This window comes from Stenotrophomonas sp. YJH_SMC_81, from assembly GCF_059370875.1.
Genome location: NZ_JCAFUB010000003.1, coordinates 269,161 through 295,237, shown reverse-complemented (window position 1 = coordinate 295,237; position 26,077 = coordinate 269,161). Strand labels below are relative to the sequence as shown.

Here is a 26,077-nt window from a genome sequence, read left to right as displayed (position 1 = left end):
TTGAGGAAAGGGCCGGATCCTTGCGGATCCGGCCCTTTGCGTTTGCGATGCCCTTGTAGAGCCGAGCCTGCGCTCGGCTGCTTCTGCGCCAACAGCAGCCGATCATGGGCTCGGCTCTACAGAAGCGATCACCGGCGCGGCGCATCCGGGTCGGTGCGCAGGGCCTTCAACAGGCCCCACATGTAGAACGCCAGGGTGAACGAGAACGGCAGGCCGCACAGCACCACCGCGGTCTGCATCGCGCTGAAGTTGCCAGCCAGCAGTAGGCCGACGCTGGCCACAGTGATGCCGGCGGCCCAGAACACGCGCAGCCAGATCGGCGCGTCATGGCCATCTTCCACGCCATCGTCAACGCGACGCGTGCACAGGTTGGCGATCATCAGCGTGCCCGAGTCGACCGGGGTCAGGAACAGCACGAAGCCGATCACCACCGCAGCACCGGCCACGTACGGCGCCGCAGGCAGGTATTCCAGCAGCTTGAACAAGGTCATCGCTGCATCGTGCTGGGCCACGTCACCGAGGATCGCCTGGCCATGGTTGAGCACCAGGTCGATGGCGGTGTTGCCGAAGATCGACAGCCAGGCCAGGGTGAAGCCGAGCGGGATCAGCAGCACGCCCAAGATCACTTCGCGGATGGTGCGGCCGCGCGAGATGCGCGCCACGAAAAGGCCGACGAACGGCGCCCAGGCGATCCACCACGCCCAGTAGAACAGCGTCCACGACCCCATCCACTCACGGCCCTTGGGATCGTTGAGGTACATGTCGAAGCTCTTGCGCACGAACGCGCCGAGATAATCGCCGGTGTTCTGGATCAGGCCGTCGAACAGGTGCAGGGTCGGGCCGGTGACCAGCACGAACAGCAGCAGGCCGCACAGCAGGCGCACGTTGAGGTTGGACAGCCAGGCAATGCCTTTTTCCACGCCAGCGACCACGCCGATGGTGGCCACGACCATCATAACCAGCACGATCGCCACCAGCACCTGCGGTGTATCCGGGATGTGGAACAGGTAGACCAGGCCGGACTGCACCACCAGCGCGCCGATGCCGAGGTTGGTCACCATCGAGATCAGCGTGGCCAGGATGCCGAAGCCATCGACCATGTCGCCGATGCGGCCATGAATGCGCTCACCGAAGACCGGGTACAACGCAGAGCGCAGCGCCAGCGGCAGGTCCCGGCGATAGGCGAAATAGCCCAGTGCCACGCCGACCAGCGCATACAGCGCCCAGCCATGCAGGCCCCAGTGCAGGAAGGTCAGCACCATCGCCTCGCGGCCGGCGGCCACGGTGCCGCCGGGCTGCCCGGGCGGATTGAGGAAATGATCCAGCGGCTCGTAGGCGCCGTAGTACAGCAGCGCGATGCCGATGCCGGCCGAGAACAGCATCGAGACCCAGGCCACGTAGCCGAAGGCCGGTGATTCCTCGTTGTGGCCCAGGCGGATGCGGCCGTACGGCGAGAACGCCAGCCACAACACGAAGCCCAGGCACAGCACGATCAGCAGCATGTACCACCAGCCGAACGCGGCCGAGACCTCGGCCTGCGCCCATTGCAGCCAGTGCTCGCTGCCTTCGGGATAGAGAACGGTGAGCAGCCCGAGGATGCCGATCGACACCGAGGAGCTGAGGAAGACAAAACGGTTCAAGCGCAGGGGCGAACGCTTGGGATGAGCCAGGGAAGACATGGGGTCGTCTCATCAAGTCCGAGGGAGCACATGGGCGGGGCCGGACCGGTAAACCGGGCCCATGGCGTGGGGCGCGAGCGCATCCTAGGGTTTATTGATTGAACGTTCAATCAATAAAAAGCATAATGGCGGGCAGCCCGATCCTTCGGGTCGCAAACCGTGGAGAGACAATGCCGAAGAAAGGCGTGGAACCGGTACGGCGCGAACAGCTGATCCGGGCCACTTTCCAGACCATCGACGAGATCGGCATGGCCGATGCCACCGTCGCCACCATCGCGAAGAAGGCGGGGTTGTCCAGCGGCATCGTCGCCCACTACTTCGGCGACAAGGACGGCCTGCTCAATGCTGCAATGCGGCAGATCCTGCGCGAACTGAAGGACGCCGTCGCCCGCTACCGCGCCGACGCCAGCGACAACCCGCGCGAGCAGCTGCGCGCCATCGTCGATGGCAACTTCGACGACAGCCAGATCAACGGCACCGCGATGCGCGTCTGGCTCACCTTCTGGGCCGCCAGCATGCACCAGCCGGAACTGGCCCGGCTGCAGCGCGCCAACGACCAGCGCCTGTTCTCCAACCTGTGCCACCAGTTCAACCGCCTGCTGCCCCATCCGCAGGCCCGCCTGGCCGCCCGCGGCCTGGCCGCGATGATTGATGGCCTATGGCTGCGCGGCAGCCTGGTCGGCGGCCAGTTCAACGCCGAGAAGTCCCGGCGCATCGCTTACGGCTACATCGACTTCCAGTTGCAGGCTGCCGCGCTATAAGCGCTTCAGCACCCGCCCCCTTCCAAGGAGTACGCCCCATGTCCACCCTGCCCGTCCAACAGCTCTACATCCACGGCCAGCGCGTCGATGCCACCAGCGGCAAGACCTTCAAGACCATCAACCCGGCCACCGGCGAGGTGATCGCCGAGGTGCAGGTCGCCAGCCAGGCCGACGTCGAACGCGCCGTGCAGAGCGCAGCCGAAGGCCAGAAGGTGTGGGCCGCGATGACCGCCATGGAGCGCTCGCGCATCCTGCGCCGCGCCGTCGAGCTCCTGCGCGAGCGCAACGACGAACTGGCCCACCTGGAAACCCTGGACACCGGCAAGGCGCTGGCCGAGACCACCACCGTGGACATCGTCACCGGTGCCGACGTGGTCGAGTACTACGCCGGCCTGGCCACCGCCATCGAAGGCATCCAGTTGCCGCTGCGCGAATCGAGCTTCTTCTACACCCGTCGCGAGCCGCTGGGCGTGGTCGCCGGCATCGGTGCCTGGAACTACCCCATCCAGATCGCCATGTGGAAGTCGGCACCGGCGCTGGCCGCGGGCAACGCGATGGTGTTCAAGCCGTCCGAAGTGACCCCGCTGACCGCGATCCGGCTGGCCGAAATCTACACCGAAGCCGGCGTGCCGGCCGGCGTGTTCAACGTCGTGCAGGGCCCGGGCCGCGAGATCGGCCAGTGGCTGACCGAGCACCCGGTGATCGAAAAGATCTCCTTCACCGGTGGCGTCGCCACTGGCAAGAAGGTCATGGCCAGCGCGGCGTCCTCGTCGCTGAAGGAAGTGACCATGGAACTGGGCGGCAAGTCGCCGCTGGTGATCTGCGACGACGCCGACCTGGACCGCGCCGCCGACATTGCGGTGATGGCCAACTTCTTCAGCTCCGGCCAGGTCTGCACCAACGGCACCCGCGTGTTCGTGCCGCGCAGCATGCTGGCCGCATTCGAGGCGGCCGTCGTCGAGCGCGTCAAGCGCATCCGCATCGGCGACCCGATGGCCGCCGAGACCAACTTCGGCCCGCTGACCAGCTTCCCGCACATGGAAAACGTGCTGCGCTACATCGAGAGTGGCAAGGCCGAAGGTGCCCGCCTGCTGACCGGCGGCGGCCGTGCCACCGAAGGCGCGCTGGCCAACGGCGCCTACGTGCTGCCGACCGTGTTCTCCGACTGCCGCGATGACATGACCATCGTCAAGGAAGAGATCTTCGGGCCGGTGATGAGCATCCTCGCCTATGACGACGAAGACGAAGTGGTACGTCGTGCCAACGACACCACCTTCGGCCTCGCCGCCGGCGTGGTCAGCAAGGACATCAGCCGCGCCCACCGCATCATCCATCGCCTGGAAGCCGGCATCTGCTGGATCAACACCTGGGGTGAATCGCCGGCCGAAATGCCGGTCGGTGGCTACAAGGAATCCGGCGTCGGCCGCGAGAACGGTATCTCCACCCTCGGCCACTACACCCGCATCAAGTCGGTGCAGGTCGAGCTGGGCGACTACGCCAGCGTGTTCTGACCGGCGCGCCCCGAGCACGCCCCATCGTCCGGCCTCCGCGCCGATCCGACATTCCACCGGGACGCCTGCATGCAGCGCGCCCCGGCCTGCAGGAGACACCCATGAGCACCCATAACGAGTACGACTACATCATCATCGGCGCCGGTTCAGCCGGCAACGTGCTGGCGACCCGCCTCACCGAGGATGCCGATGTCAGCGTGCTGCTGCTGGAAGCCGGTGGCCCGGACTACCGGCTCGACTTCCGTACCCAGATGCCGGCGGCGCTGGCCTTCCCGCTGCAGGGCAAGCGCTACAACTGGGCGTACAAGACCGATCCGGAGCCCTTCATGAACAACCGCCGCATGGACTGCGGCCGCGGCAAGGGCCTGGGTGGCTCGTCGCTGATCAACGGCATGTGCTACATCCGCGGCAACGCGATGGACTACGACAACTGGGCCAGCATGCCGGGCCTGGAAGACTGGACCTACCTGGACTGCCTGCCCTACTTCCGCAAGGCCGAAACCCGCGACATCGGCCCTAATGACTACCACGGCGGTGACGGCCCGCTGCGCGTGACCACGCCGAAGGCCGGCAACAACGAACTGTTCGCTGCGATGGTCGAAGCCGGCGTGCAGGCCGGCTACCCGCGCACCGACGACCTCAACGGCTACCAGCAGGAAGGCTTCGGCCCGATGGACCGCACGGTGACCCCGAACGGCCGTCGTTCCAGCACCGCCCGCGGCTACCTGGACCTGGCCAAGCCACGCCCGAACCTGACCATCGTCACCCACGCGCTGACCGACCGCATCCTCTTCTCGGGCAAGCGCGCGGTGGGCGTGCAGTGGCTGCACCACGACCAGCCGCAGCGTGCCACCGCCCGCCGCGAGGTGCTGCTGTGCGGCGGCGCCATCGCCTCGCCGCAGATCCTGCAGCGCTCGGGCGTCGGCCCGGCCGACCTGCTGCGCAGCCTCGACATCGACCTGGTGCACCACCTGCCGGGCGTCGGCGCCAACCTGCAGGATCACCTTGAGATGTACCTGCAGTACGAATGCAAGAAGCCGGTGTCGCTGGCGCCGGCGCTGAAGCTGTACAACCAGCCGGCGATCGGTGCCGAGTGGCTGTTCCTGGGCACCGGCATCGGCGCCAGCAACCAGTTCGAGGCCGGTGGCTTCATCCGCAGCGACGCCGAGTTCGACTGGCCGAACCTGCAGTACCACTTCCTGCCGGTGGCGATCAACTACAACGGCTCCAACCCGATCAAGGCGCACAGCTTCCAGATGCACGTCGGCTCGATGCGCTCGCCCAGCCGTGGCCGCATCCATGTGCGCTCGAAGGACCCGCGCGAACATCCGAGCATCCTGTTCAACTACATGTCGCACGAGCAGGACTGGCGCGAATTCCGCGCGGCGATCCGCATCACCCGCGAGATCTTCGCGCAGCCGGCGCTGGCCCCGTACAGCGGCCGCGAGATCTCGCCGGGCAGTGCACTGCAGACCGACGCGCAGATCGATGCATTCGTGCGCGAGCATGCCGAGACCGCCTACCACCCGTCGTGCTCGAACAAGATGGGCCATGCCGATGACCCGATGGCGGTGGTCGATGGCCAGGGTCGCGTGCACGGCCTGGAAGGCCTCCGCATCGTCGATGCCTCGATCATGCCGCAGGTGGTGACCGGCAACCTCAACGCGCCGACCATCATGATGGCCGAGAAGCTGGCCGACGTGATCCGCGGCCGCACCCCGCTGGCCCGCAGCACTGCGCCGTACTACAAGGCCAACGGCGCACCGGTGCGCAAGCAGGGCTGACGCAAGCGGCCCGGTTGGCGCCACGGTAGTGCCGGCCGCTGGCCGGCACCAACCGGAATCCCGATCGAGCACAGATGCCGGCCAGCGGCCGGCACTACCCAGCAAAGAGGCCCTTCGGGGCCTCTTCGCGTTTTCCCTACGGCGGGGTATGCTGCAATGACCGGCCATTGTCGATACGCTCAGGGCCGGAACCTAATACATCACGATTCCTGGAGGGGGAATATGAGTCTGGATCGTCCCTGGCTGCAGAGCTATCCGAAAGGCGTTCCCGCCGAGATCGACGTCAACGAGTTCCATTCGGTAGCTTCGGTCTTCGACGCTTCCGTCGCGAAATTCCGCGACCGTCCCGCCTACTCCAGCTTCGGCAAGGTCCTCACCTATGGCGAGACCGACGCGCTGGTCAATCAGTTCGCGGCCTACCTGCTGGGAGAGCTCAAGCTCAAGAAGGGTGACCGCGTCGCCCTGATGATGCCCAACTGCCTGCAGTACCCGGTGGCCACCTTCGGCGTGCTGCGCGCCGGCCTGACCGTGGTCAATGTCAATCCGTTGTACACCGCGCGCGAGCTCAAGCACCAGCTGATCGATGCCGGCGTGACCGCACTGGTGGTGGTCGACAACTTCGGCGACACCGTCGAGCAGGTCATCGCCGATACGCCGGTCAAGCACGTGATCACCACCGGCCTGGGCGACCTGCTTGGCGCCAAGGGCGTGATCGTCAACTTCGTGCTGAAGTACATCAAGAAGATGGTGCCCAACTACCATCTCAAGGGCGCGGTGCGCTTCCGCCAGGCGCTGAAGATCGGCAGCCGCCACAGCCTGCCCCAGGTCGAGATCGACCACGACGACATTGCGTTCCTGCAGTACACCGGCGGCACCACCGGCGTGGCCAAGGGCGCGATGCTGACCAACCGCAACCTGATCGCCAACATGCAGCAGGCCTCGGCCTGGATCAGTGCGTCGGGCATCGAGATGGGCAAGGAGTGGATCATCACCGCCCTGCCGCTGTACCACATCTTCGCACTGACCGCGAACGGGCTGGTCTTCATGAAGTTCGGTGGCTGCAACCACCTGATCACCAATCCGCGTGACATGAAGGGCTTCGTCAAGGAGCTCAAGTCGGTGCGCTTCACCGCCATCACCGGCGTCAACACGCTGTTCAATGGCCTGCTCAACACCCCCGGCTTCGACACGGTCGACTTTTCCTCGCTGAAGGTCACCCTGGGCGGCGGCATGGCGGTGCAACGCGCCGTGGCCGAGCGTTGGAAGAAGGTCACCGGGGTGACCCTGGTCGAGGCGTATGGCCTGACCGAGACCTCGCCGGCGGCCTGCATCAACCCGCTCACCCTGACCGAATACAACGGCTCGATCGGCTTGCCGATCCCGTCCACCGATGCCTGCATCAAGGACGACAACAGCGCCATCCTGCCGCTGGGCGAGGTCGGCGAGCTCTGCATCAAGGGCCCGCAGGTGATGAAGGGCTACTGGCAGCGCCCGGAGGAAACCGCCAAGGCGATCGATGCCGACGGCTGGCTGCATACCGGCGACATGGCGAAGATGGACGAACACGGCTTCTTCTACATCGTCGACCGCAAGAAGGACATGATCCTGGTGTCCGGCTTCAACGTGTACCCGAATGAAGTCGAGGACGTGATCGCGATGATGCCGGGCGTGCTGGAAGTGGCCGCGGTCGGCGTGCCGGACGAAAAGTCCGGGGAAGTGGTCAAGGTGGTCATCGTGAAGAAGGACCCGAACCTGACCGCCGAAATGGTCAAGGAGCATGCCCGGGCCAACCTGACCGGCTACAAGCACCCCAAAATCGTTGAATTCCGAAAGGAGCTGCCGAAGACCAATGTCGGCAAGATCCTCCGCCGCGAACTCCGCGATACGCCCGCCCAGTAAGGGTTTGCGGCAATTTGAACGATGCAGGGCCCGGGGCGGAAACGTCCCGGGCCCTTTCGCATGCGACGCCCCTGGGGCGGTGTAGCATCGCCGCGTGTGTGGACCGTTCGGCCCGCCGGCCACCCACCTGACACTGCGGGCCGCATGCCGAGGACCCTTCCATGAGTACCATCGAAAAGCTGCCTTCAAGCGGCTCACCGTTCGCCACCATCCGCACCGAAGACAGCGCCGACGGCGCTGCCCACTGGCTGTTCATGCACGCCGATGCCGCCACTGGGATCCGCCCCTGCTGCCGCAAGGACATGCTCGACGAGATGTGGAGCTACATGGCGGCCATCACCCGCAGCCCTGCCGAACGCCACAGCGGAACATTGCGGCATTTCGTGCTGGCCTCCGATGCCGTCGCCTACAATCTGGGCGGCGACCTGGACCTGTTCACACGCCTGATCCGCGAAGGCAACCGCGACCTCCTGCTGAACTATGCCCAGCGCTGCGTGGAGGGCGTGCACCACCTGCACACCGGGTTCGGCGGCGACGTCCGTTCGATCGCGCTGATCCAGGGTGACGCCCTCGGCGGCGGGCTGGAAATGGCCCTGGCCTGCCACACCATCGTCGCCGAGGAAGGCAGCGGACTGGGCCTGCCGGAGGTGCTGTTCGGCCTGTTCCCGGGCATGGGTGCGTACTCCTTCCTGTGCCGGCGCGTGTCCCCCCACCTCGCCGAGAAGATCATCCTCGACGGCCGGGTCTACAGCGCCGAGGAGATGCACGCGATGGGCGTGGTCGACGTGCTGGTGAAGAAGGGCGAAGGCCGGGCGGCGGTGGAAGAACTGATCCGCCAGCAGCAGCGCACACCGCAGTCCTATCTGGCGATGAACGCCGCACGCGCCATCGCCCAGCCGGTCAGCTACGACGAACTGCTGGAGATCACCAAGGTTTGGGTCGATTCCGCCCTGGCCCTCGGCGACCGTTCGCTGCGCACCATGGACCGCCTGATCAAGGCCCAGACCCGTCGCGCCAGCCTCGACGCGGCCTGATTCATCCCTCCCCCAGGATGGGTTCAAGCCCGGTTGGCCACCGGGCTTTTTTTATGCACCCTGCCGTGGTTCAACGCGCCTCGCCATCGTCGGCAGCGCCGCGCAGCCGGCGTTCGGCCCGTGCCTCCAGCGCGCGCCGGCCTTCCTTGATCGCCTCCTGCAGGATGCCCAGGCGCTGGCGCCATTCGGTCTTCAGCTGCCAGTCGGCCATCCGCATCAGCTCGCCGGCACGGTTGGACGCGCGCATCAGGCCAAGGTTGCTGGCCACGCCCTTGATCGCGTGGGATTGTTCGCGGAACACATCCCACTGCGTGGCCTCACCGGCCTGCTCGGCCTTGCCCATGCAGCCCGCCACGTCCTCCAGGCATTGGCGGATGAACTCACGTTCGAAGCCCTCGCCCATGCCCAGCGAGGCCAGCTCGTCCAGCACGCTGCTGTCGAGCACCCCATCCTGCAGCGCCATCGGTCGCACCACCGGTGCGGCCATGGTCTTCAGCTGGGCATTGCTGGCGATCTCGGCCAGGGTATCGAGCAGGCGCACCGCCACCACGGGCTTGGCCAGGAACGCATGCGCCCCAGCCTGGGTACAGCGCTGGATCGCCTCGGGGGTAACATCGGCGCTGAGCACCAGCACCGGCGTGCGCGGTCCGCCGCCGGCCTGCATCACCCGCAACTCCTTCAGCATGTCCAGCCCGCTCATGCCCGGCATGTGCAGGTCGACGATGACCGCGTCGAACTCACTGTCGGCCAGCGCATCCAGCACCGCCTCACCGCCATCCACGCACAGCACGCGATGCCCGGCCTTCTGCAGCAGGCGCTGCAGGACCATGCGGTTGGCCTCGTGGTCGTCGGCCACCAGGATCTGCATGCTCCGCACGCGGGCGCGATGGCGCAGGAACGGGTCGGCAAATGCGATCACGTTGCCGCCCGGCCCCACGTCGTCGTCGCCGGTCAGGCTCGGCACCGCACCCGGCACCTGCGGCTGCGGCGGCGCGAACGGCAACTCGACCCAGAAGTGGCTGCCGCGCGGCGGGTTTTCCAAATAGCCGATGTCACCGTCCATCGCCTCGACCAGGCCCTTGGCGATGGTTGTGCCCAGCCCGGTGCCCTCGTGGCGACGCGCCATGCTGACGTCAGCCTGCTCGAAGGCATCGAACAGCCGCGCACGCATGGCCGGGGCCACGCCGATGCCGGTGTCGAGGATGTCGAAGCGCAGCCGCACCGCGCCACTGGTATCGGCCTGCACCACGCTGACACGGATTTCGACCCGGCCGTGATCGGTGAACTTGACCGCGTTGCCGGCCAGGTTCAGCAGGATCTGCCGCAGGTGCCCGACGTCCCCGCGCACGCGTGGCGGTACACCGTCAGCCACCGTCACCCGGTACTCCAGGCGCTTGGCCTTGGCCTGCGGCAACAGGATCAGCCCGATCGCCTGGATCACGTCGGCCACGGCGAAGTCTTCGGCCACCACGCGCAGCTTGCCGGCCTCGATGGCCGAGATGTCCAGCACTTCCTCCACCAGCGCCAGCAGGCTGCGCGACGACGCCTGGATGGTGTTGAGGCACTCGCGCTGCTCATCGTCCAGGCGCGTGGTCGCCAGCACTTCGGTCATGCCGTTGAGGCCGTTCAACGGCGTGCGGAACTCGTGGCTCATGTTGGCCAGGAAACGGCTCTTGGCCTCGCTGGCACGGCGCGCCTCGGCCATCGCTTCGGTCAGCTGCCGCAGCAGCGTCGAGAAGTACAGCGGCACCGCCGCCAGGCCGAGCCAGAGGCCGATGGCCAGACGGAAATTCTGTTGCCAGTAAGGCGTCAGCAGCACCGTGCAACCGAAGCTCACCATCGCCATCGCCACCGCCACGTACAGGTAGTGGTGGCCGAAGCGCATGCCGTTGCCGACCGTCACCCACATCACCACGATGTAGACCCAGGCCAGGGGCTCGCCCATCTGCACCATGCCGGCAGCGATCAGGCCATAGTCGGCGAGCATGCCCAGCACGCGGCGGGGATCGGAACGCGCCGGCCGCCACAGCAGCCAGCCGAACAACAGCAGCGACAGGCTCAGGCCGGTCAATACGATCGCCAGCACGCCCACGTACTGCGTGTGCGGCAGGTCGTGGCGCGGCGCCGGCAACAGCACGTAGGCCAGGATCAAGCTGATCAGGACAATACGGACGATCTGCTGGCCGTGTTCGCTGTCCTGGCGCTGGGACAGGCGCAGCCGCAGCTGCGACAACAGCCGTTTCACGCGCCCAGCCCCGGGCGCGCGGACGCCATCGAATGCTCGGCGCAGATCTGGTCCAGCTGTTCGCGGCCGCGCAGCAGCGCGTCCACGCATCGGGGATCGAACAGCCGGCCACGCTGGGCGTAGAGATAAGCCAGGGTGGCTTCCATGGTCCATGCTTCCTTGTACGGACGGGGCGAAATCAGGGCGTCGAAGACATCGGCGACAGCCACGATGCGCGCTTCCAGCGGAATCGCATCGCCGACCAGCCCATCAGGATAGCCGCTGCCGTCGTAGCGCTCATGATGACGCAGTGCGATCAACGCGCCAACCTGGATGAAACGATTCTGGCTGCCGCTCAGCAGTTCATGGCCAATCCGCGGGTGCCGGCGCATGATCGCCAGCTCCTCCTCGTTGAGCTTGCCCTGCTTGAGCAGCACCGCATCGGGAATGGCGATCTTGCCCATGTCATGCAGCGGCGCAGCCATTTCGATCAGGCGCACCTCCTCCTCGGGCAGCCCGAGCTGTTCGGCAATCAGGCCGGCCACACGTGCCATGCGCTCCAGGTAGGCGCTGGTGCCGGCATCACGGAACTCGATCGCGCGCGCCAGCCGCGACAGCGTTTCGCGCTCCCGCTCTTCGACCTCATGCATGCTGGCCAGCAGGCGCTGCTCCAGCGACAGCGCCCGTTGCTTCACGTTCTCGGTCTGCTGGCGCAGCTGCAGCAGGTTGTAGCAGCGCGCACGCAGTTCGCGCGGGCGGATCGGCTTGACCAGGAAGTCGATGACGCCGGCTTCCAGTGCCGCCTGGCGGATCGGCTCGTCACCGACCACGGTGATCAGGATCACCGGAATGTCGCGGTGCTTGGGCAGGCGACGGAAACGACGGGCGAACTCCAGCCCATCCATCTCCGGCATACGGTAATCGAGCAGCAGCAGGTCGACCGGATGGGCTTCGCACCAGGCCAATGCGGTCAGCGGATCGCCGAAGTCATACACGCTCAGTTCCGGCGCGATGTCTTCGATGACGTGACGCAGCATCGTCCGGGCGGAAGTCTGGTCATCAACGATGACGATATTCAACGCGTACTCTGCCTGGTTTTTCGACCACGCTGGATCATCAGCAGGCGAGGATACTCTGCCGCTGCGAACGCTCGCACCCTGCATCGGCCTGACTCCCGTGTCATGCGTCCCGATTCATGATCGTCATCACAATGTGAAGCGGACTCCCCACACCGTGCCCTCCCCTGACGCCGATCAAGCCATAACAGGCGTCAAGGTAGTGCAATTACGATACGCCGAGTGCGGGACGCGTCAATCGCGCCGTCTCGTTTCGGGACGGCGCGCACAATCGGGAGTCAAAAACGCGACTTACTGCTCCGGACGCATGTACGGGAACAGCAGCACATCGCGGATCGAGCTGCTGCCGGTCAGCAGCATCACCAGACGATCGACGCCGATGCCGAGGCCGCCGGTCGGGGCCATGCCGTACTCCAGCGCACGGATGTAGTCGGCGTCGTAGTGCATGGCCTCATCGTCGCCACCTTCCTTCGCGGCCACCTGGGCCTGGAAGCGCTGGGCCTGGTCTTCCGGGTCGTTCAACTCGGAGAAGCCATTGGCCAGCTCCTTGCCGTTGACGAACAGCTCGAAGCGGTCGGTGTAGCCCGGATCATTGTCGTTGGCACGGGCCAGCGGCGAGACTTCCACCGGATGGTCGGTGATGAAGGTCGGCTGGATCAGGGTGTGCTCGACGGTGGCCTCGAAGATCTCAAGCAGCAGCTTGCCCCAGCCGTAGGACGGCTTGACGCGGATGTTCAAGCGCTCGCAATGGCGCAGCAGCGCGTCACGGTCGGTGCAGTCGGCAACCGAGATTTCCGGGTTGTGGTGGCGCACGGCTTCGTCCATGCGCCAGCGGCGGAACGCCGGGCCCAGGTCGATCTTCGCCCCGTCCCACTCGACCTCGGTGCTGCCGTTGACCGTCCTGGCCACGTCACGGATCACGCCTTCGGTCAGGTCCATGATCTCGTTGTACGTGGCATAGGCCTCGTACAGCTCCATCATGGTGAATTCCGGATTGTGGCGGGTGCTGACGCCTTCGTTGCGGAAGTTGCGGTTGATCTCGTACACGCGCTCCAGGCCGCCCACGGTCAGGCGCTTGAGATACAGCTCCGGCGCCACGCGCAGGTACAGGTCCAGGTCCAGCGCGTTGTGGTGGGTGGTGAACGGCTTGGCCGCCGCGCCGCCGGGGATGTAGTGCATCATCGGCGTTTCGACTTCCAGGAAGTCGCGGTTGTCCAGCCACGCACGCATGGCGCGGATGATCTTCGAGCGCTTGATGAAGACCGCGCGCGACTCCGGGGTGACGATCAGGTCGACGTAACGCTGGCGGTAACGCTGCTCGACGTCGGCCAGGCCATGCCACTTGTCCGGCAACGGACGCAGCGACTTGGTCAGCAGGCGGATCGACTCGGCCTTGACCGACAGCTCGCCGGTCTTGGTCCGGGTCAGGCCGCCTTCGACGGCGATGATGTCGCCCACGTCCCAGCCCTTGAACGCGGTGTAGGCATCGCCCAGCACGGCCCCCTGCAGGAACAGCTGGATGCGGCCGGACTCGTCCTGGATCTGCGCGAAGCTCGCCTTGCCCATGATGCGCTTGGCCATCAGGCGGCCGGCCATCTTCACCTGGCGGCCGTTGCCTTCCAGCGCCTCGGCGGTCCACTGCTCGGCATCGGCGAATTCTTCCTGCAGGCGGCCGGCGAAGTCCTCACGACGGAAATCGTTCGGGTACGCGATGCCCTGCCCACGCAGCGCTTTGAGTTTCTCACGGCGCTCGGCGATCAACTTGTTCTCGTCGACGGGGGGGGTATCGGTAGCTTCGCTCATGGATCTGCGGGAATCGTGTAGTGAGGGGGATCTTGCGCCCGGCGCGGCCGGCTCCACAGCATACCAAAACCGCCCTGCCCCGGCCTGGAGAGGGGTCAGATCCCTTTGCGCTGCAAAGGGATCTGACCCCATCAGCGGATCGGCGCCTACGCGTTCCCGGGGAACGCCTGCCGCAGCTCGTCCACCAGCACCCGCTGGTTCTCCGAGTAGTCGACCGGTACGGACACCAGGTGCACCCCGCCCTCGTTGAATGCCGCCTGCAGGGTCGGGATGAACTGCTCGATGGCGGTCACCTCATGCCCCTTGCAGCCATAGGCCTCGGCGTACTTCACGAAATCCGGGTTGCTGAAAGTCATGCCGTAGTCGGTGAAGCCATCCACCGCCTGCTTCCAGCGGATCATGCCGTAGGCGCCGTCGTTGAGGATCAGCACCACCAGGTTGAGCCCCAGCCGGCGCGCCGTCTCCAGCTCCTGGCTGTTCATCATGAAACCACCATCGCCACACACCGCCAGCACCCGGCGCTGTGGAAACAGGATCGAGGCCATGATCGCCGATGGCAGGCCCGCGCCCATGGTCGCCAGCGCGTTATCCAGCAGCAATGTGTTGGCCACCTGGGTACGGTAGTTGCGAGCGAACCAGATCTTGTACATGCCGTTGTCCAGCGCCACGATGCCGTCCGGCGGCATCACCTGGCGCACGTCGTGCACCAGCCGCTGCGGGGTAAAACGGGCCTCCTCGGCACGGTCGGCCAGATGCTCGAGGATGGTCGCGCGCAGCGGCAGCAGCGCGGCGGCATTCGGCACCGCGCCTTCGATGCGGTCGGCCAGCTGGGTCAGCGAACGGCCGATGTCGCCGATCACCTCCACCTGCGGGAAGTACACCTGTTCCACCGCCGCCTGCGAGTAGCCGATATGGATCACGGTCGGCCCGCCCGGGCGCATCACGAACGGCGGCTTCTCGGTGACCTCGTGGCCGATGGTCACGATCACGTCGGCCTGGTCGATCGCCATGTGCACGTAATCGCGCTCGGTGAGCGCTGCGGTGCCCATGTACAGGCCCGAGCCGCCGGCCACCGCGCCCTTGCCCATCTGCGTGGTGAAGAACGGAATGCCGGCGCGCAGCACGAACGCCGACAGCGCCTCGCTGGACTGCGGCCGCGACGCCGCCGAAGCGATCATCAGCAGCGGTCGCTTTGCACTGCGGATGGTCTCTGCCGCCCGATCCAACGCTTCCGGACTGGCGATGGAACGATCCACCGCGTGCGGCGGAACCAGCGCCACGCCTTCGACCTCATCGGCGGCGATGTCTTCGGGCAGCTCCAGCAGCACTGGGCCCGGCCGCTCTTCCTGGGCGACACGGAACGCCTCGCGGACGATGGTCGGGATCGTGCGCGCCGAGACGATCTGCCGTGCCTGCTTGGTCAACGGCTTCATCGTGCCGACGATGTCGACGATCTGGAAGCGCGCCTGCTTGCTGGCGACGATGCCCTTCTGGCCAGTGATCATGATCACCGGCCACGCACCGAGCAGCGCATAGGCGGCGCCGGTGGTGAAGTTGAGCGCGCCCGGACCGAGCGTGGCCAGGCACACGCCGGGCTTGCCGGTCAGGCGGCCATAGGTGGCGGCCATGAACACCGCTGCCTGCTCGTGGCGGGTGATGACCAGCTCGATGCTGGAATGACGAAGCGACTCGACCACGTCGAGGTTTTCCTCGCCGGGGATACCGAAGATGCGCTCGACGCCTTCGTTCTCAAGCGCGGCGACAAGCAGATCTGAACCCTTGGACATTGGAATGCCGTCCTTTTCGCTGGACTGATGGTGGATCGTTGCAGGAAGGAGGGAAGCTGCGCGTCAACGCTTGTCGAACCACACCGTCTGCGCGTTGACGAATTCGCGGATGCCGAAGTGCGAGAGCTCACGACCGAAGCCGCTCTTTTTTACGCCGCCGATCGGCACGCGCGGGTCTGAAGCGGAGAAGCCGTTGACGAACACGCCGCCGGTCTGCAGCCGGCGCGCCAGCTGCATGGCCCGCGCGCGGTCGCCGGTCCACAGGTTGCCGCTCAGGCCGAATTCGCTCTGGTTGGCCAGTTCCACCGCATGGTCGGCGTCGCGGGCGCGACTGATCGAGGCCACCGGCCCGAAGGTCTCGGTATCGAAGGCCTGCATGCCTGGCTCCACGTCGGCCAGCACGGTGGGTGCATAGAAGGCTCCCGGGCGATCCAGCGGGTGGCCGCCAACCAGCAGCCGCGCACCGGCCTCCACCGAAGCCCGTACCTGCGCATCGAGCTGCTCCAGCAGGTCCTGGCGCGCCATCGGGCCGATACGGTTGGCCGGGTCGCGGCCATCGCCGATGGTCAGTGCCTGTACCTTCTGGCAGAACTGCGCCACGAAACGATCATAGACCGCGTCCTCGACGATGATGCGCTTTCCGGCGATGCAGACCTGCCCGGTGTTCTGGAAGCGCGAGGCTACCGCCGCATCAACGGCGGCGTCCAGATCGGCGTCGGCCAGCACGATGAACGGATCCGAGCCCCCCAGCTCCAGCACCACCTTCTTCAGCGCCTGCCCGGCCTGGGCGGCGATGCTGCGGCCTGCGGCCACGCTGCCGGTCAGGGTCACTGCGGCGATGCGATCATCGGCGATCGCGCGGCTGGTGCCCTCGCGGCTGATGTTGGCGGCGATGAAGGTGCCTTCCGGCAGGCCGGCATCGCGCCAGGCCGCGTCGAGCAGCTGCGCGGTACCGACGATGTTCTCGGCCGGCTTCAGCAGGAAGCCGTTGCCGCCCATCAGGATCGGCACCGCCGCACGCATCACCTGCCAGTACGGGAAGTTCCACGGCATGATGCCCAGCACCACGCCCAGCGGCAGGTAGGACACGTAGGCCTTGTCGTCGGGCACCTGGGTCGGTTCGTCGCGCAGGAACTGCGCGCCGTGGTCAGCGTACCAGTCGCACAGCACGGCACACTTCTCGATCTCGGCCAGCGATTCGGCCTGTACCTTGCCCATCTCGGCGGTAGCCAGCGCGGCCAGCTTTTCGCGGTCACGCCGCAGTACGGCGGCCATCGCACGCAGTACGTCTGCGCGCTGTTCGAGGCTCTTGACGCTCCAGGCCGCAAAGCCGACCTGGCCGCGATCGAGGATTGTTTCCAGCTCGGCATCGGTGGCGAAGGGATGGCTGGCGATCTGCTGGCCGGTGGCCGGATCGCGGGAAATGGCGGTGGTGGGGGCAGCGGACATGCAGGGCTCCTGTTGTCTCGGCAACGGGCAGCGGCCCGTCTTCTGCACAGGAATGTGGACCCGATTGGCGGAGGCAACAAGGCGTCTGCTTATCCTGTGACCTGCACTTACCTGTGTGAATGGGGTTATCGGCAGGGCTGCGCCCTGCACCCGCAGAGGCTTCAAGCCAAGCCGAGGCAACGGCAACGGCAACGGCAACGGCAGAAGCTGGCATTCCGTGGGTTGGCGGGGTGGGTCCGGTTGAGGGGGACGCTGCAAGTACATCCATGTAAGCTCGGTCGCCGCATCCATGCGGCTCACGCCCCCGCAACCGGACCCACCCCACCTTCGACAGAGTTCTGCGATCTGTCGGGACGGCGCTCTGCGTTGCTGTTGGTGGGTGTCGACCTTGGTCGACACAGTAGATCCACGCCATGCGTGGATGACTCATTCGATATCTGAGAGAAAAATCGTGTCGACCAAGGTCGGCACCTACCAACAGCCGCGCGGAACAAAGCCGCAGTTGCCAACAGCCGCGTGAACCTGTCGAAGGCGGGGCGGTGTCGGAGTGCGGGGTGTCAGCCGCATGGATGCGGCTGCCAAGCCTACACGGACGTACTTGCGGCGTCCCCGCACCCCGACACCGCCCCGCCAAACCACGGAATCCAGCTCTGGCTCTGGCCGTTGCGTTGAGCAGGTGCAGGGCTGCAAGCCCTGCCGTAAACCCCTACCCTCGCGGCAGGTAGGTCACCAGGGACAGGTCGTGCCGGCTCTCCGGCACCAGCGCCACGTACTGCAGGTCCAGCAACCCCCGCGTGGGATGGTTGAGCTTCTTCGCACCTTCATCGAACCGACGCACGTCGTGCTCCGGCCACCATTGGCGAAACTCTTCGCTGTGCGCGGCGATGTCTTCCACCAGCGCCAGGAACGGGGCCTTGTCCGGGGCCTGCGCCATCGCCGCGCGGAAGCCCGCCAGCAGCCCGCGGGTCATTTCTTCCCAGTTGAGGATCAGCGTGCGGTACGGCGGGTACAGGAACATCAGCCGCAGCGTGTTGCGCTCATGCGGCGCCAGCTGGCTGTAGTCCACGAAAAGATCGGCGATGGCCGGGTTCCAGGCCAGGATGTCGAAGCGGGTATTGCGTACGTAGGCCGGGATCGGCTGCATCGCCTCCACCAGCTGGCGCAGGCCATCGGTCACGCTCTCGTCCGGCGATTCCAGCGGCACGCCGTAGCCGGACAGCGCGAACGCGTAGGCGCGTTCGTCGTCACTCATGCGCAGCACCTGTGCCAGGCGCTCAAGCACTTCGGGCGAGGCGCGCACTTCACGGCCCTGTTCGATCCAGGTATACCAGCTGACGCTGACCCCGATCGCCAGCGCCACTTCCTCGCGCTTCAGGCCCGGGGTGCGCCGGCGCCCGGCCGGGAGGCCGAGCGTGGCAGGGTCGACACGGGCGCGGCAGGCCTTGAGGAAGCCGCCGAGTTCCTTGCGTTCACTTTCGCTGCGCATCATCGGCCCGTCCTACCCTTTGTAGTTGTAGCGTTGAGCCATGCTCGACGCGTCTGCTACTGCGCCAACAGCAGCCGAGCATGGGCTCGGCTCTACCGGAAGCGTGATCAGCCACCCTCGGCGTTGCGCACGAGGGTGACGAAATACGCGCAGGCGCGTCGATCAGGCATCGGCGCGCTTGGAGCCCACGGCCAAACCGGCCTTCAGGCTGGCCTCGACGAACTCGTCCAGGTCGCCGTCCAGCACCTTCTGCGTATCTGAACGCTCGATGCCGGTACGCAGGTCCTTGATACGGCTCTGGTCCAGCACGTAGTTGCGGATCTGGCTGCCCCAGCCAATGTCGGACTTGGTGGCTTCCACCGCGTCCTTCTCGGCGTTGCGCTTCTGGATCTCCAGTTCATACAGCTTGGCGGCCAGCATCTTCATCGCGTTGTCGCGGTTCTGGTGCTGGCTGCGGCCGGTCTGGCAGGCCACAACGATGTTGGTCGGGATGTGGGTGATACGCACCGCCGACTCGGTCTTGTTCACGTGCTGACCACCGGCACCGGACGAACGGTACACGTCGGTACGCAGGTCGGCCGGGTTGATGGTGATGTCGATGTTGTCATCGATTTCCGGCGACACGAACACCGAGGTGAAGCTGGTGTGGCGGCGGTTGTCCGAGTCGAACGGCGACTTGCGCACCAGGCGGTGGACGCCGGTCTCGGTCTTCAGCCAGCCGTAGGCATAGTCGCCTTCCACGCGCAGCGTGGCCGACTTGATGCCGGCGACGTCGCCACCGGAGACTTCCATCAGTTCGGTCTTCCAGCCGCGCGACTCGCACCAGCGCAGGTACATGCGCAGCAGGATCTCGGCCCAGTCCTGGGCTTCGGTGCCACCGGCACCGGCCTGGATGTCGACGAACGCGGCCGCATTGTCCATCTCGCCGGAGAACATGCGCTGGAACTCCAGCTTCTCCACGTGCGCCTGGTGCTTGTCGAGGTCGGCGACCACCGCCAGTGCGGTCTCCTCGTCCTGCTCGGACTCGGCCAGCTCCAGCAGTTCAGTGGCGTCGTTCAGGCCATCGAGCACCGAGGCGATGCCGCCCACGGTCTTTTCCAGGCTGGAACGCTCGCGGCCCAGGTTCTGGGCGTACTCGGCGTTGTTCCAGACGTCGGGGCTTTCCAGCTCCCGCGTTACTTCTTCAAGACGCTCTTTCTTGGCGTCGTAGTCAAAGATACCCCCGAAGCGACAGCACGCGATCGGTCAGATCGGTGATGCGCTGGCGGACAGGATTCAGTTCGATCATGTCGGCGGTTATGCATTCAAAAGATGACTGGTAATGATACCGCAGGCCGGGGATGCCCGGAATGAGGGCCTGGGCCTGCGCCGGGGCTCCAGCATGATGCACTGGCGCTGCATTCAGGCAGGCGATGCCCGCCTTGGCGCGGGGAGCCGGCCGGGCCGCGGCCGACCCCACACAGGACCTCCTTGCCCAGAGCGGCGTCGACGAGGGTCTTCCTTGGCCCACCCTCGGACGGCCACTTGGGGCAGTTGACTACTTCACCTCGAACTCACCCACCAGCACGGTCTCAGCACGGTCCTTCAGCCGCATCGTCACCATCTGATCCTTCTGCTTCGGCGTGCCCCAGTGGGTGGTCAGCCGCAGCATCAGGGTTGTCGCACCGGTCACCAGCTGTTGGCGGCTGCCAAAGTAGTTCGCCTCCACCTTGTACTTGCCCGGCTTGGCGTTGCGCAGCGAGAACTGCTCGGGGCCATAGCCGCCGGTGAAGTCCTGCGACATCTGCCCGCCCTGGTAGGTCATCCGGTTGCCGTAGTAGGCGCGCTCGCCGTTCGGGTCGGTCACCCACAGGTCCATGTCGCTGTTGTCGGCGTCCCACGACAGCACCACGCGCAGGTCCAGCGGCATCGCCTGCAACAGGCGCGGGTCGATGCCGGTGGTATCCAGCCGGGGCGTGCTGCCGGCCACCAGGTTGGTCAGCTCATCCAGCGCGATCAGGGCGATGCCATCGAAGCGGCTGTCCCACGGCCGCACCACCACCTGGTACAGCGGCGCCAGTGCCTGCTGTGGCTTGCCGGCCGCTGCCAGCGCCAAGCCCAGGTCGCGGAAGCTCTGCGGTTCTTCCTGGCCCATCGCCAGCACCTGCTCGAACACCGGCACCGCCAGTGCGGGAGCATCGGCCTGCATCAGTCGGTAACCGAGCACGCGCAGCAGGTGGCGGTTGTCCAGATCCATTTCGGCCAGGTTCGACAGCACCCGCAGTGCCAGCTCGCGCTGGCCCTGCTCCAGCAGCAGGTCGGCCACATCGAGGAAGAAGGCGCTGCTGTCGGCGTGGGCATCGCGCTCGGCCAGATAGCGGTCATAAAGCTGCGATGGCGGCCCCTGGCGCAGGCGCCGGGCGACGGCCGAGTCCGGCTGCCAGGCCGCCAGCTGGATGCCGAGCTGGCCATCGTTGGCGGCTGCAGCGGCATCGACCGAGCCGCCGGTGACCACAATCGAATCCAGTGCATTCTCCGACGCGGGCGCCGGACGACGCGCGCGTGCGCTGCTGGCCTGCATGCGCTGTTCTGCCGCCGCGGCCATCGGTGCAGGCGCGGGCGGTGCCGCGGGCGCCGGTGCGACGAGCATCGCCATCGGCGCTGACTCGGCAGGATAGTCGGCCGAAGCAACGTCCAGCGCTGCTTCCCTGGCCCGCGGCGGCGCACCCTTCGGCCAGCTGCGGTTCCACCACTGCTGGCGCTCCTTCCAGCGGGCGGCCACCTGGTCCAGACGCTCGCGATCAGCAGCGGCGCGGTCTGTCACCTGCCGTGCGAACCGCGCATCGTAGTCCGCGCGCAGCGTGCCCGAAGGGCGGATCGCATAGCGCAGGTAGTCCTCCAGCGTCTCCAGCACGATCAGCGAGGTGTCCGGGCCGATTAGGCCAAACTGCTGCGACAGCCGCTGCATCGCCTCGCGGTTGCCACGGCGGTCGACGGCCAGTTGCTGCATGCGCGCCTGCGCCCACAAACCGGCCAGCAGTTCACCGTCCTTGCTCTTCTGCGTCGCTGGCAGCGCTTCCCACTCGCCGTCGCCCACGCGCACCCGCATCGGCACACCGTCGGCTGCCAGTCGTGCGTGCAGCCACAGCCAGCCGTCGGTTTCACTGCGGCGATCGATCACTACATCCTGCACGCCGCGTCCCGCATCGACCTGCACATCCATCGGCGATGCCAGCAACGCGTGCGCCGCCGCATCGACATCCTTGCCCAGCGCGACGAAGCGACCGCCATGCGCCTCACTCCAACCACGCAGTCGCACGGCATCGGTGCGCGCACCGGCACTGCTGACCGCAAACAGGCGCTGATCGGGTGCCATCGCCGGCAGCTGTTCCGGCCCATAGGTCAGCAGGCCATCGCTGACCAGCAGGTATTCCTTCACGCCCGGCTGCGGCTGCCACTGTGCCAGCGCGCTGGCACCGTCCGGGCGCACGGCCTGCAGGGCTGCGCGCAGTTCACTCCAGTTGCCGGCGCGGATGCGGAAGCGACGCACCGGCTCGGCGCGATCGCGCAGCACGGTCAAGGCCACGGTGCCGTCACCCAGCGCGGCGAAATAGCGATCCAGCAGGGCGAACTCGCGCGTGCGTTCGCGCTGTCCCGCCGAACCGGAGCCGTCCCACAGCAGGCCGATTTCGCTCGGCAGTCTGCGCGGCGTGCTGCTGGCCGCCACCGGCAGCTGCGCCAGTAGATAGTGGCCATCCTGCCAGGGCGCCACCTGCACCTGTGCCTGGCGGGTCGCCGGCAGATCCCACTGCAGCTGCTTCGGCAGCTGCGCCCCCTCGCCCTGCCACTGCAGCTGGCCCGCGCTGATGCGGAATGGCGCCGTACCTGCGGTGGTCGTGCCAGGTGCCTGCAGTTTCAGTTCAACCGAGGCTGCACCGGCGGCAAACTGCAGCGGCAGCGTCCACTGCCAGCCTTGGCCGGCGAAGGCCAATGGCTCGCGGATCACCAGCTGCACGCGCCGGCTACCACCGGCCGGCAGCGGGTAGATGCGCAGCCGGAACTGATTGCCGGCGGTCTGTTCCAGCAGGCCCGGGTCAACGCCGCGGCGGGCAATCTCCTCGAACACCTGGCGGCCGCGGTCCTTCGGCACCGGCACCGCGTCACGCATCTCGCCGTTGATATCCAGCGCGAAGCCGCTGATCTGCTGGCCCTCGGCCAGCGGGAACTGCAGCTCGCCCTCCAGCACGCGCCGGTTCGGGTTGTGGAATTCCAGGGTGATCCGGGTCTGGGCGATGCCGGCCTGGATCTCGCCCTCGATGCGGGCGTGTTGCAGTTGGACCGCCTGCTCAGCCGCCGGCGCGATCAGCAGCGGGGTGGCGGCCTGCGGCCGGGAGATCGGCGGCGACTGTGCGCCAGCGGGCCAGGCCGCAAGGGCCAGCAACAACACGGTGCAGCAACGGGCGAAGACCATGACCGGACTCCAGTGGGATCGTGGATCGTTGAACGCACCAGCAGCCGTAACGGGGTTGGGAGACCAAAAAAGGGGACGGAGGGGATTAAGTCGCAACTGGCAAACAAGGCACAAGCGACTTAATCCCCTCCGTCCCCTTTTTCTCAGGCGGGCAGGCAGTGCTCGACGATCAGCTGGATGGCGCTGCCGCCGCGATAGTCGTCGCAGGCGAGCCGATAGGCGAGATGCACGTGGCGACTCGGCGCGTTGCCGTGCCAGCCGCCGAAATGGATGGCGTTGATGGTGCCGGGTACGCCGGGCAGGCGCAGTTCCAGCTTCAGGTGACGCTCCTTCAAAACGCGCCAGTTGGCTACTTCAAAGTGGCCGTCGAACAGGGGCTCGGGGAAACCCTGGCCCCACGGGCCGGCCAGGCGCAACGCATCGGCGTGGCGATGGTCCAGCTCGTCCGCCGCCAGCTCGCCGTCACTTAGCACCTGCTGCTGCAGTGCCGCCGGATCGAGCATCTCCAGCACCACCGCGACGAAGGCGGCCTTGAAGTCATCAACGTGGTCACGCCGCAGGCTGAGCCCAGCCGCCATGGCGTGGCCGCCGAAGCGTTCGATCAGGCCCGGATGGCGCGCATCGACCAGCGCCAGGGCGTCACGGATGTGCAGCCCGGGAATCGAGCGCGCAGACCCGCGCAGGGTATCGGCGCCGGGTTCGGCCGGGGCGAAGGCGATCACCGGGCGATGCAGGCGATCCTTCATCTTCGAAGCGACCAGGCCGACCACACCGGGATGCCAGTCGGCATCAAACAGGCAGGCGGCCACCGGTCGCTGACCGGCCATGTCCAGCACTACCCGGGTCAATGCCTGCTCGGCGTCATCGGTCATCGACTGCTGCACCGCGCGGCGGTCTGAGTTGATCTGCTCCAGCGTCTGCGCGATCTCGCGCGCCTGGCGCGGGTCTTCGGTCAACAGCAGCGCGATGCCCAGCGCCATGTCTTCCAGCCGGCCTGCGGCATTCAGGCGCGGGCCGAGTGCGAAGCCGATGTCGGTGGCAGTGAGCCGCGCGGCATCACGGCCGCTGGCTTCGATCAGGGCACGCAGGCCGACACAGCCCTGCCCTGCGCGCAGACGGCGCAAGCCTGCGCTGACCAGCGCACGGTTGTTCGGGTCCAGCGCTACTAGGTCCGCAACGGTGCCCACCGCCACCAGATCCAGCAGCGTGGTGAGGTCTGGCCCCTTGCCATCGGCAAAGACACCGGCCTCGCGCATCTGCCGGCGCAGCGCCATCAGCACGTAGAAGATCACGCCGACGCCGGCCAGTGACTTGCTGGGGAAGGCATCACCGTCGAGATTGGGATCGACGATGACATCGGCCGGCGGCAACTGCGGCCCGGGCAGGTGATGGTCGGTGACCAGCACCTGCCAGCCGCGCGCCTTGGCCGCGGTCACGCCCGCATGGCAGGCGATGCCGTGGTCGACGGTCACCAGCAGGTCCGGCTGCAGCGCGGCCAGCTCCTCCACCAGCGACGGCGACAGGCCATAGCCATGCACCATGCGGTTCGGTACCGCGTGGAAGACGTGTTGCGCGCCGAGCATGCGCAGGCCACGCACGCCGACCGCACAGGCGGTGGCGCCATCGCAGTCGAAATCGCCAACCACCAGGATGCGCTTGTCGTTGGCGATGGCTCCGATCAGCAGGCCCACTGCATCATCGATACCGGTCAGCAGCTCGGGCGCGTGGAGGCTGCCCAGTTTCGGCAGCGCCAGCTCTGGTGTACCCGCACCGCGGCTGGCATAGAGTCGCGCCAGCAATGGCAGCGTGCCCTCTGGCCAGCTGCCGGGCACGACCGCATCGCGGCGGCGGATCAGCGGTATATCAGAGGGCGGCTGCGCAGCATCGGCGGCAAGGGACATCGGCATCGCCGGTTACAAAAGACCCGCACATCATAACGTGCACCGCTCCCCCGGTCGGCTGCCGCCGCTGACGAGGCCCCTTGGCTCTTCGGCCAGCAGCATTTGGATTTCACGACCGCATCTTCCATGCTTGCCTGCCCTGGAACGGACTTCCATCCATGACCCGCATCCTGCTGACCGCGCTGATGGCACTCGCCGTGGCCCCCGCCGCTCACTCCGCGACGCCTGAACCCAGGCCCGGGGTCGAATTCGAACACAACGACTGGTCGCTGGCCTGTGACAACACCCGCACCTGCCGCGCGGCTGGCTACAGCCCGCAAGCTGCGGGCAACCTGCTCAGCCTGATGCTGGAGCGCGCCGGCGGCCCGGGTACGAAGGTGCTCGCGCGGCTGCGCAATGGCGAGGATGGCGAAAGCCCGACGCCGACCGGGGCGCTGCGCCTGCACCTGAACGGCAAGGACCTGGGCCCGGTGCGCGACACCGGCGACGGGGACACAGTGTTGTTGCAGCAGGCACAGACCGATGCACTGGTCGCCGCACTGCCGCGCCAGGCACGCATCGAGATTATCGACGGCAAGGCCAAGGCGTGGCCGATCTCCGACAGCGGTGCAGCGGCCGTACTGCTGAAGATGGACGAGGCCCAAGGCCGGCTGGGCACGCCCGGTGCGCTGGTGCGGCGTGGCGACAAGGCTGAAGCGAGCGTGCCTGCGGCGTTGCCGGTGCCAGTGATCATGCGCGGCACGCTGGTGGCACCGCGCGCCTCCGACGCGGCACTGGCGATCGCACCGGGCCTGCGCAAGGCACTGATCGCCAGCCTACCGAAGCCGGATGAGTGCGGCCGCCTGAGCGATGGCGGGACAGATGAGATCGAGATCCAGCGACTGGACGCCCAGCATGTGCTGGCAAGCACCAGCTGCTTCGTGGGGCCCTACAACATGAGCAACGGCTACTGGGTGGTGCGAGACAAATCACCATACCAGGCGACCTTTGTCACCGACCTCGCAGAAGATTTTGAGCGCGACGATGCTACATTGCGAGGCCGTTTCCGAGGCCGCGGCGTTGGCGATTGCATCTCTGCCAATGACTGGGTGTGGGACGGCGAGCGCTTCGTCAAGAGCAGCGATTTCACCACCGGGCAGTGCCGGGGCGTCGCGGGCGGGCACTGGACGCTGCCAACGGTGGTGAGCGAGGTCCGTTGAGGCGCCGCTATCTGCGGTAGTGCCGGCCGCTGGC

General features: G+C 66.7%; 17 protein-coding genes. 6 read left to right on the top strand and 11 right to left on the bottom strand.

The window, feature by feature from the left end; genetic code table 11:
- Positions 1 to 128: 128 nt before the first annotated feature.
- Positions 129 to 1,679, bottom strand: coding sequence for a BCCT family transporter (locus tag AC5P8U_RS07815; protein WP_061479285.1), 1,551 nt, complete (start codon positions 1,677 to 1,679; stop codon positions 129 to 131).
- A 170-nt stretch (positions 1,680 to 1,849) separates the two neighbouring features.
- Here AC5P8U_RS07815 and betI point away from each other — a divergent pair, with 170 nt between their 5' ends.
- The 5 genes from betI (at position 1,850) to AC5P8U_RS07790 (ending at position 8,668) form a co-directional block, all read left to right on the top strand.
- A complete protein-coding gene (gene betI / locus AC5P8U_RS07810) occupies positions 1,850 to 2,440 on the top strand; it encodes a transcriptional regulator BetI (protein WP_065177626.1) in 591 nt (196 codons plus the stop codon).
- Positions 2,441 to 2,478: 38 nt separating this feature from the next.
- The gene (gene betB, locus AC5P8U_RS07805; protein WP_088497664.1) at positions 2,479 to 3,951 is read left to right on the top strand and encodes a betaine-aldehyde dehydrogenase; all 1,473 of its coding nucleotides are present in this window, start codon (positions 2,479 to 2,481) and stop codon (positions 3,949 to 3,951) included.
- Between the two features lie 101 nt (positions 3,952 to 4,052).
- The gene (gene betA / locus AC5P8U_RS07800) at positions 4,053 to 5,735 is read left to right on the top strand and encodes a choline dehydrogenase (protein ID WP_072168986.1); all 1,683 of its coding nucleotides are present in this window, start codon (positions 4,053 to 4,055) and stop codon (positions 5,733 to 5,735) included.
- Between the two features lie 222 nt (positions 5,736 to 5,957).
- Complete coding sequence (locus AC5P8U_RS07795) at positions 5,958 to 7,634, top strand: long-chain fatty acid--CoA ligase (RefSeq protein WP_065177624.1); 1,677 nt, start codon at positions 5,958 to 5,960, stop codon at positions 7,632 to 7,634.
- A gap of 161 nt (positions 7,635 to 7,795) precedes the next feature.
- Positions 7,796 to 8,668 carry a crotonase/enoyl-CoA hydratase family protein gene (locus AC5P8U_RS07790; RefSeq protein WP_061479280.1) on the top strand — a complete coding sequence of 291 codons (873 nt, stop codon included), beginning with the start codon at positions 7,796 to 7,798 and terminating at the stop codon, positions 8,666 to 8,668.
- 70 nt (positions 8,669 to 8,738) lie between these two features.
- Here AC5P8U_RS07790 and AC5P8U_RS07785 read toward each other — a convergent pair whose 3' ends face one another.
- From AC5P8U_RS07785 to recJ, 10 genes are all read right to left on the bottom strand, one after another.
- Positions 8,739 to 10,913 carry a response regulator gene (locus AC5P8U_RS07785; RefSeq protein WP_227837238.1) on the bottom strand — a complete coding sequence of 725 codons (2,175 nt, stop codon included), beginning with the start codon at positions 10,911 to 10,913 and terminating at the stop codon, positions 8,739 to 8,741.
- Entirely contained in the window at positions 10,910 to 12,055 is a 1,146-nt protein-coding gene (gene rpfG / locus AC5P8U_RS07780) for a cyclic di-GMP phosphodiesterase response regulator RpfG (RefSeq protein ID WP_049435901.1), read from the bottom strand. The genes AC5P8U_RS07785 and rpfG overlap by 4 nt, the downstream gene beginning before the upstream one ends.
- A gap of 204 nt (positions 12,056 to 12,259) precedes the next feature.
- The gene (gene lysS / locus AC5P8U_RS07775) at positions 12,260 to 13,771 is read right to left on the bottom strand and encodes a lysine--tRNA ligase (protein ID WP_072168989.1); all 1,512 of its coding nucleotides are present in this window, start codon (positions 13,769 to 13,771) and stop codon (positions 12,260 to 12,262) included.
- Between the two features lie 146 nt (positions 13,772 to 13,917).
- On the bottom strand, positions 13,918 to 15,558 hold the full coding sequence (locus AC5P8U_RS07770; RefSeq protein ID WP_151354996.1) for an acetolactate synthase large subunit: 1,641 nt from the start codon (positions 15,556 to 15,558) through the stop codon (positions 13,918 to 13,920).
- A 63-nt stretch (positions 15,559 to 15,621) separates the two neighbouring features.
- A complete protein-coding gene (locus tag AC5P8U_RS07765) occupies positions 15,622 to 17,007 on the bottom strand; it encodes an NAD-dependent succinate-semialdehyde dehydrogenase (protein ID WP_180870789.1) in 1,386 nt (461 codons plus the stop codon).
- Between the two features lie 706 nt (positions 17,008 to 17,713).
- Complete coding sequence (locus AC5P8U_RS07760; RefSeq protein WP_072168992.1) at positions 17,714 to 18,496, bottom strand: helix-turn-helix transcriptional regulator; 783 nt, start codon at positions 18,494 to 18,496, stop codon at positions 17,714 to 17,716.
- Positions 18,497 to 18,655: 159 nt separating this feature from the next.
- A protein-coding gene (gene prfB / locus AC5P8U_RS07755; protein ID WP_111008336.1) for a peptide chain release factor 2 occupies positions 18,656 to 19,781 on the bottom strand; the annotation gives its coding sequence in 2 pieces (ribosomal slippage) (positions 18,656 to 19,705 and positions 19,707 to 19,781; 1,125 coding nt in all).
- Positions 19,704 to 19,952 carry a hypothetical protein gene (locus tag AC5P8U_RS07750; RefSeq protein ID WP_172412160.1) on the bottom strand — a complete coding sequence of 83 codons (249 nt, stop codon included), beginning with the start codon at positions 19,950 to 19,952 and terminating at the stop codon, positions 19,704 to 19,706. Before AC5P8U_RS07750 ends, prfB begins: the two co-directional genes overlap by 78 nt.
- A gap of 78 nt (positions 19,953 to 20,030) precedes the next feature.
- The gene (locus tag AC5P8U_RS07745; RefSeq protein ID WP_495214038.1) at positions 20,031 to 22,943 is read right to left on the bottom strand and encodes a DUF2135 domain-containing protein; all 2,913 of its coding nucleotides are present in this window, start codon (positions 22,941 to 22,943) and stop codon (positions 20,031 to 20,033) included.
- 143 nt (positions 22,944 to 23,086) lie between these two features.
- On the bottom strand, positions 23,087 to 24,844 hold the full coding sequence (gene recJ / locus AC5P8U_RS07740; protein ID WP_227837233.1) for a single-stranded-DNA-specific exonuclease RecJ: 1,758 nt from the start codon (positions 24,842 to 24,844) through the stop codon (positions 23,087 to 23,089).
- Positions 24,845 to 25,002: 158 nt separating this feature from the next.
- Here recJ and AC5P8U_RS07735 point away from each other — a divergent pair, with 158 nt between their 5' ends.
- On the top strand, positions 25,003 to 26,043 hold the full coding sequence (locus AC5P8U_RS07735) for a DUF1176 domain-containing protein (protein ID WP_495214037.1): 1,041 nt from the start codon (positions 25,003 to 25,005) through the stop codon (positions 26,041 to 26,043).
- The last annotated feature ends 34 nt before the right edge of the window (positions 26,044 to 26,077 follow it).

Excerpts from the sequence above, each read along its gene's own strand:
- betA (WP_072168986.1), top strand. The coding sequence starts at position 4,053 with ATGAGCACCCATAACGAGTACGACTACATCATCATCGGCGCCGGTTCA.
- recJ (WP_227837233.1), bottom strand. The coding sequence starts at position 24,844 with ATGTCCCTTGCCGCCGATGCTGCGCAGCCGCCCTCTGATATACCGCTG.
- rpfG (WP_049435901.1), bottom strand. The coding sequence starts at position 12,055 with ATGCAGGGTGCGAGCGTTCGCAGCGGCAGAGTATCCTCGCCTGCTGAT.
- AC5P8U_RS07815 (WP_061479285.1), bottom strand. The coding sequence starts at position 1,679 with ATGTCTTCCCTGGCTCATCCCAAGCGTTCGCCCCTGCGCTTGAACCGT.
- lysS (WP_072168989.1), bottom strand. The coding sequence starts at position 13,771 with ATGAGCGAAGCTACCGATACCCCCCCCGTCGACGAGAACAAGTTGATC.
- AC5P8U_RS07745 (WP_495214038.1), bottom strand. The coding sequence starts at position 22,943 with ATGGTCTTCGCCCGTTGCTGCACCGTGTTGTTGCTGGCCCTTGCGGCC.
- betI (WP_065177626.1), top strand. The coding sequence starts at position 1,850 with ATGCCGAAGAAAGGCGTGGAACCGGTACGGCGCGAACAGCTGATCCGG.
- AC5P8U_RS07760 (WP_072168992.1), bottom strand. The coding sequence starts at position 18,496 with ATGATGCGCAGCGAAAGTGAACGCAAGGAACTCGGCGGCTTCCTCAAG.
- AC5P8U_RS07765 (WP_180870789.1), bottom strand. The coding sequence starts at position 17,007 with ATGTCCGCTGCCCCCACCACCGCCATTTCCCGCGATCCGGCCACCGGC.
- betB (WP_088497664.1), top strand. The coding sequence starts at position 2,479 with ATGTCCACCCTGCCCGTCCAACAGCTCTACATCCACGGCCAGCGCGTC.
- AC5P8U_RS07770 (WP_151354996.1), bottom strand. The coding sequence starts at position 15,558 with ATGTCCAAGGGTTCAGATCTGCTTGTCGCCGCGCTTGAGAACGAAGGC.
- AC5P8U_RS07790 (WP_061479280.1), top strand. The coding sequence starts at position 7,796 with ATGAGTACCATCGAAAAGCTGCCTTCAAGCGGCTCACCGTTCGCCACC.
- AC5P8U_RS07795 (WP_065177624.1), top strand. The coding sequence starts at position 5,958 with ATGAGTCTGGATCGTCCCTGGCTGCAGAGCTATCCGAAAGGCGTTCCC.
- AC5P8U_RS07735 (WP_495214037.1), top strand. The coding sequence starts at position 25,003 with ATGACCCGCATCCTGCTGACCGCGCTGATGGCACTCGCCGTGGCCCCC.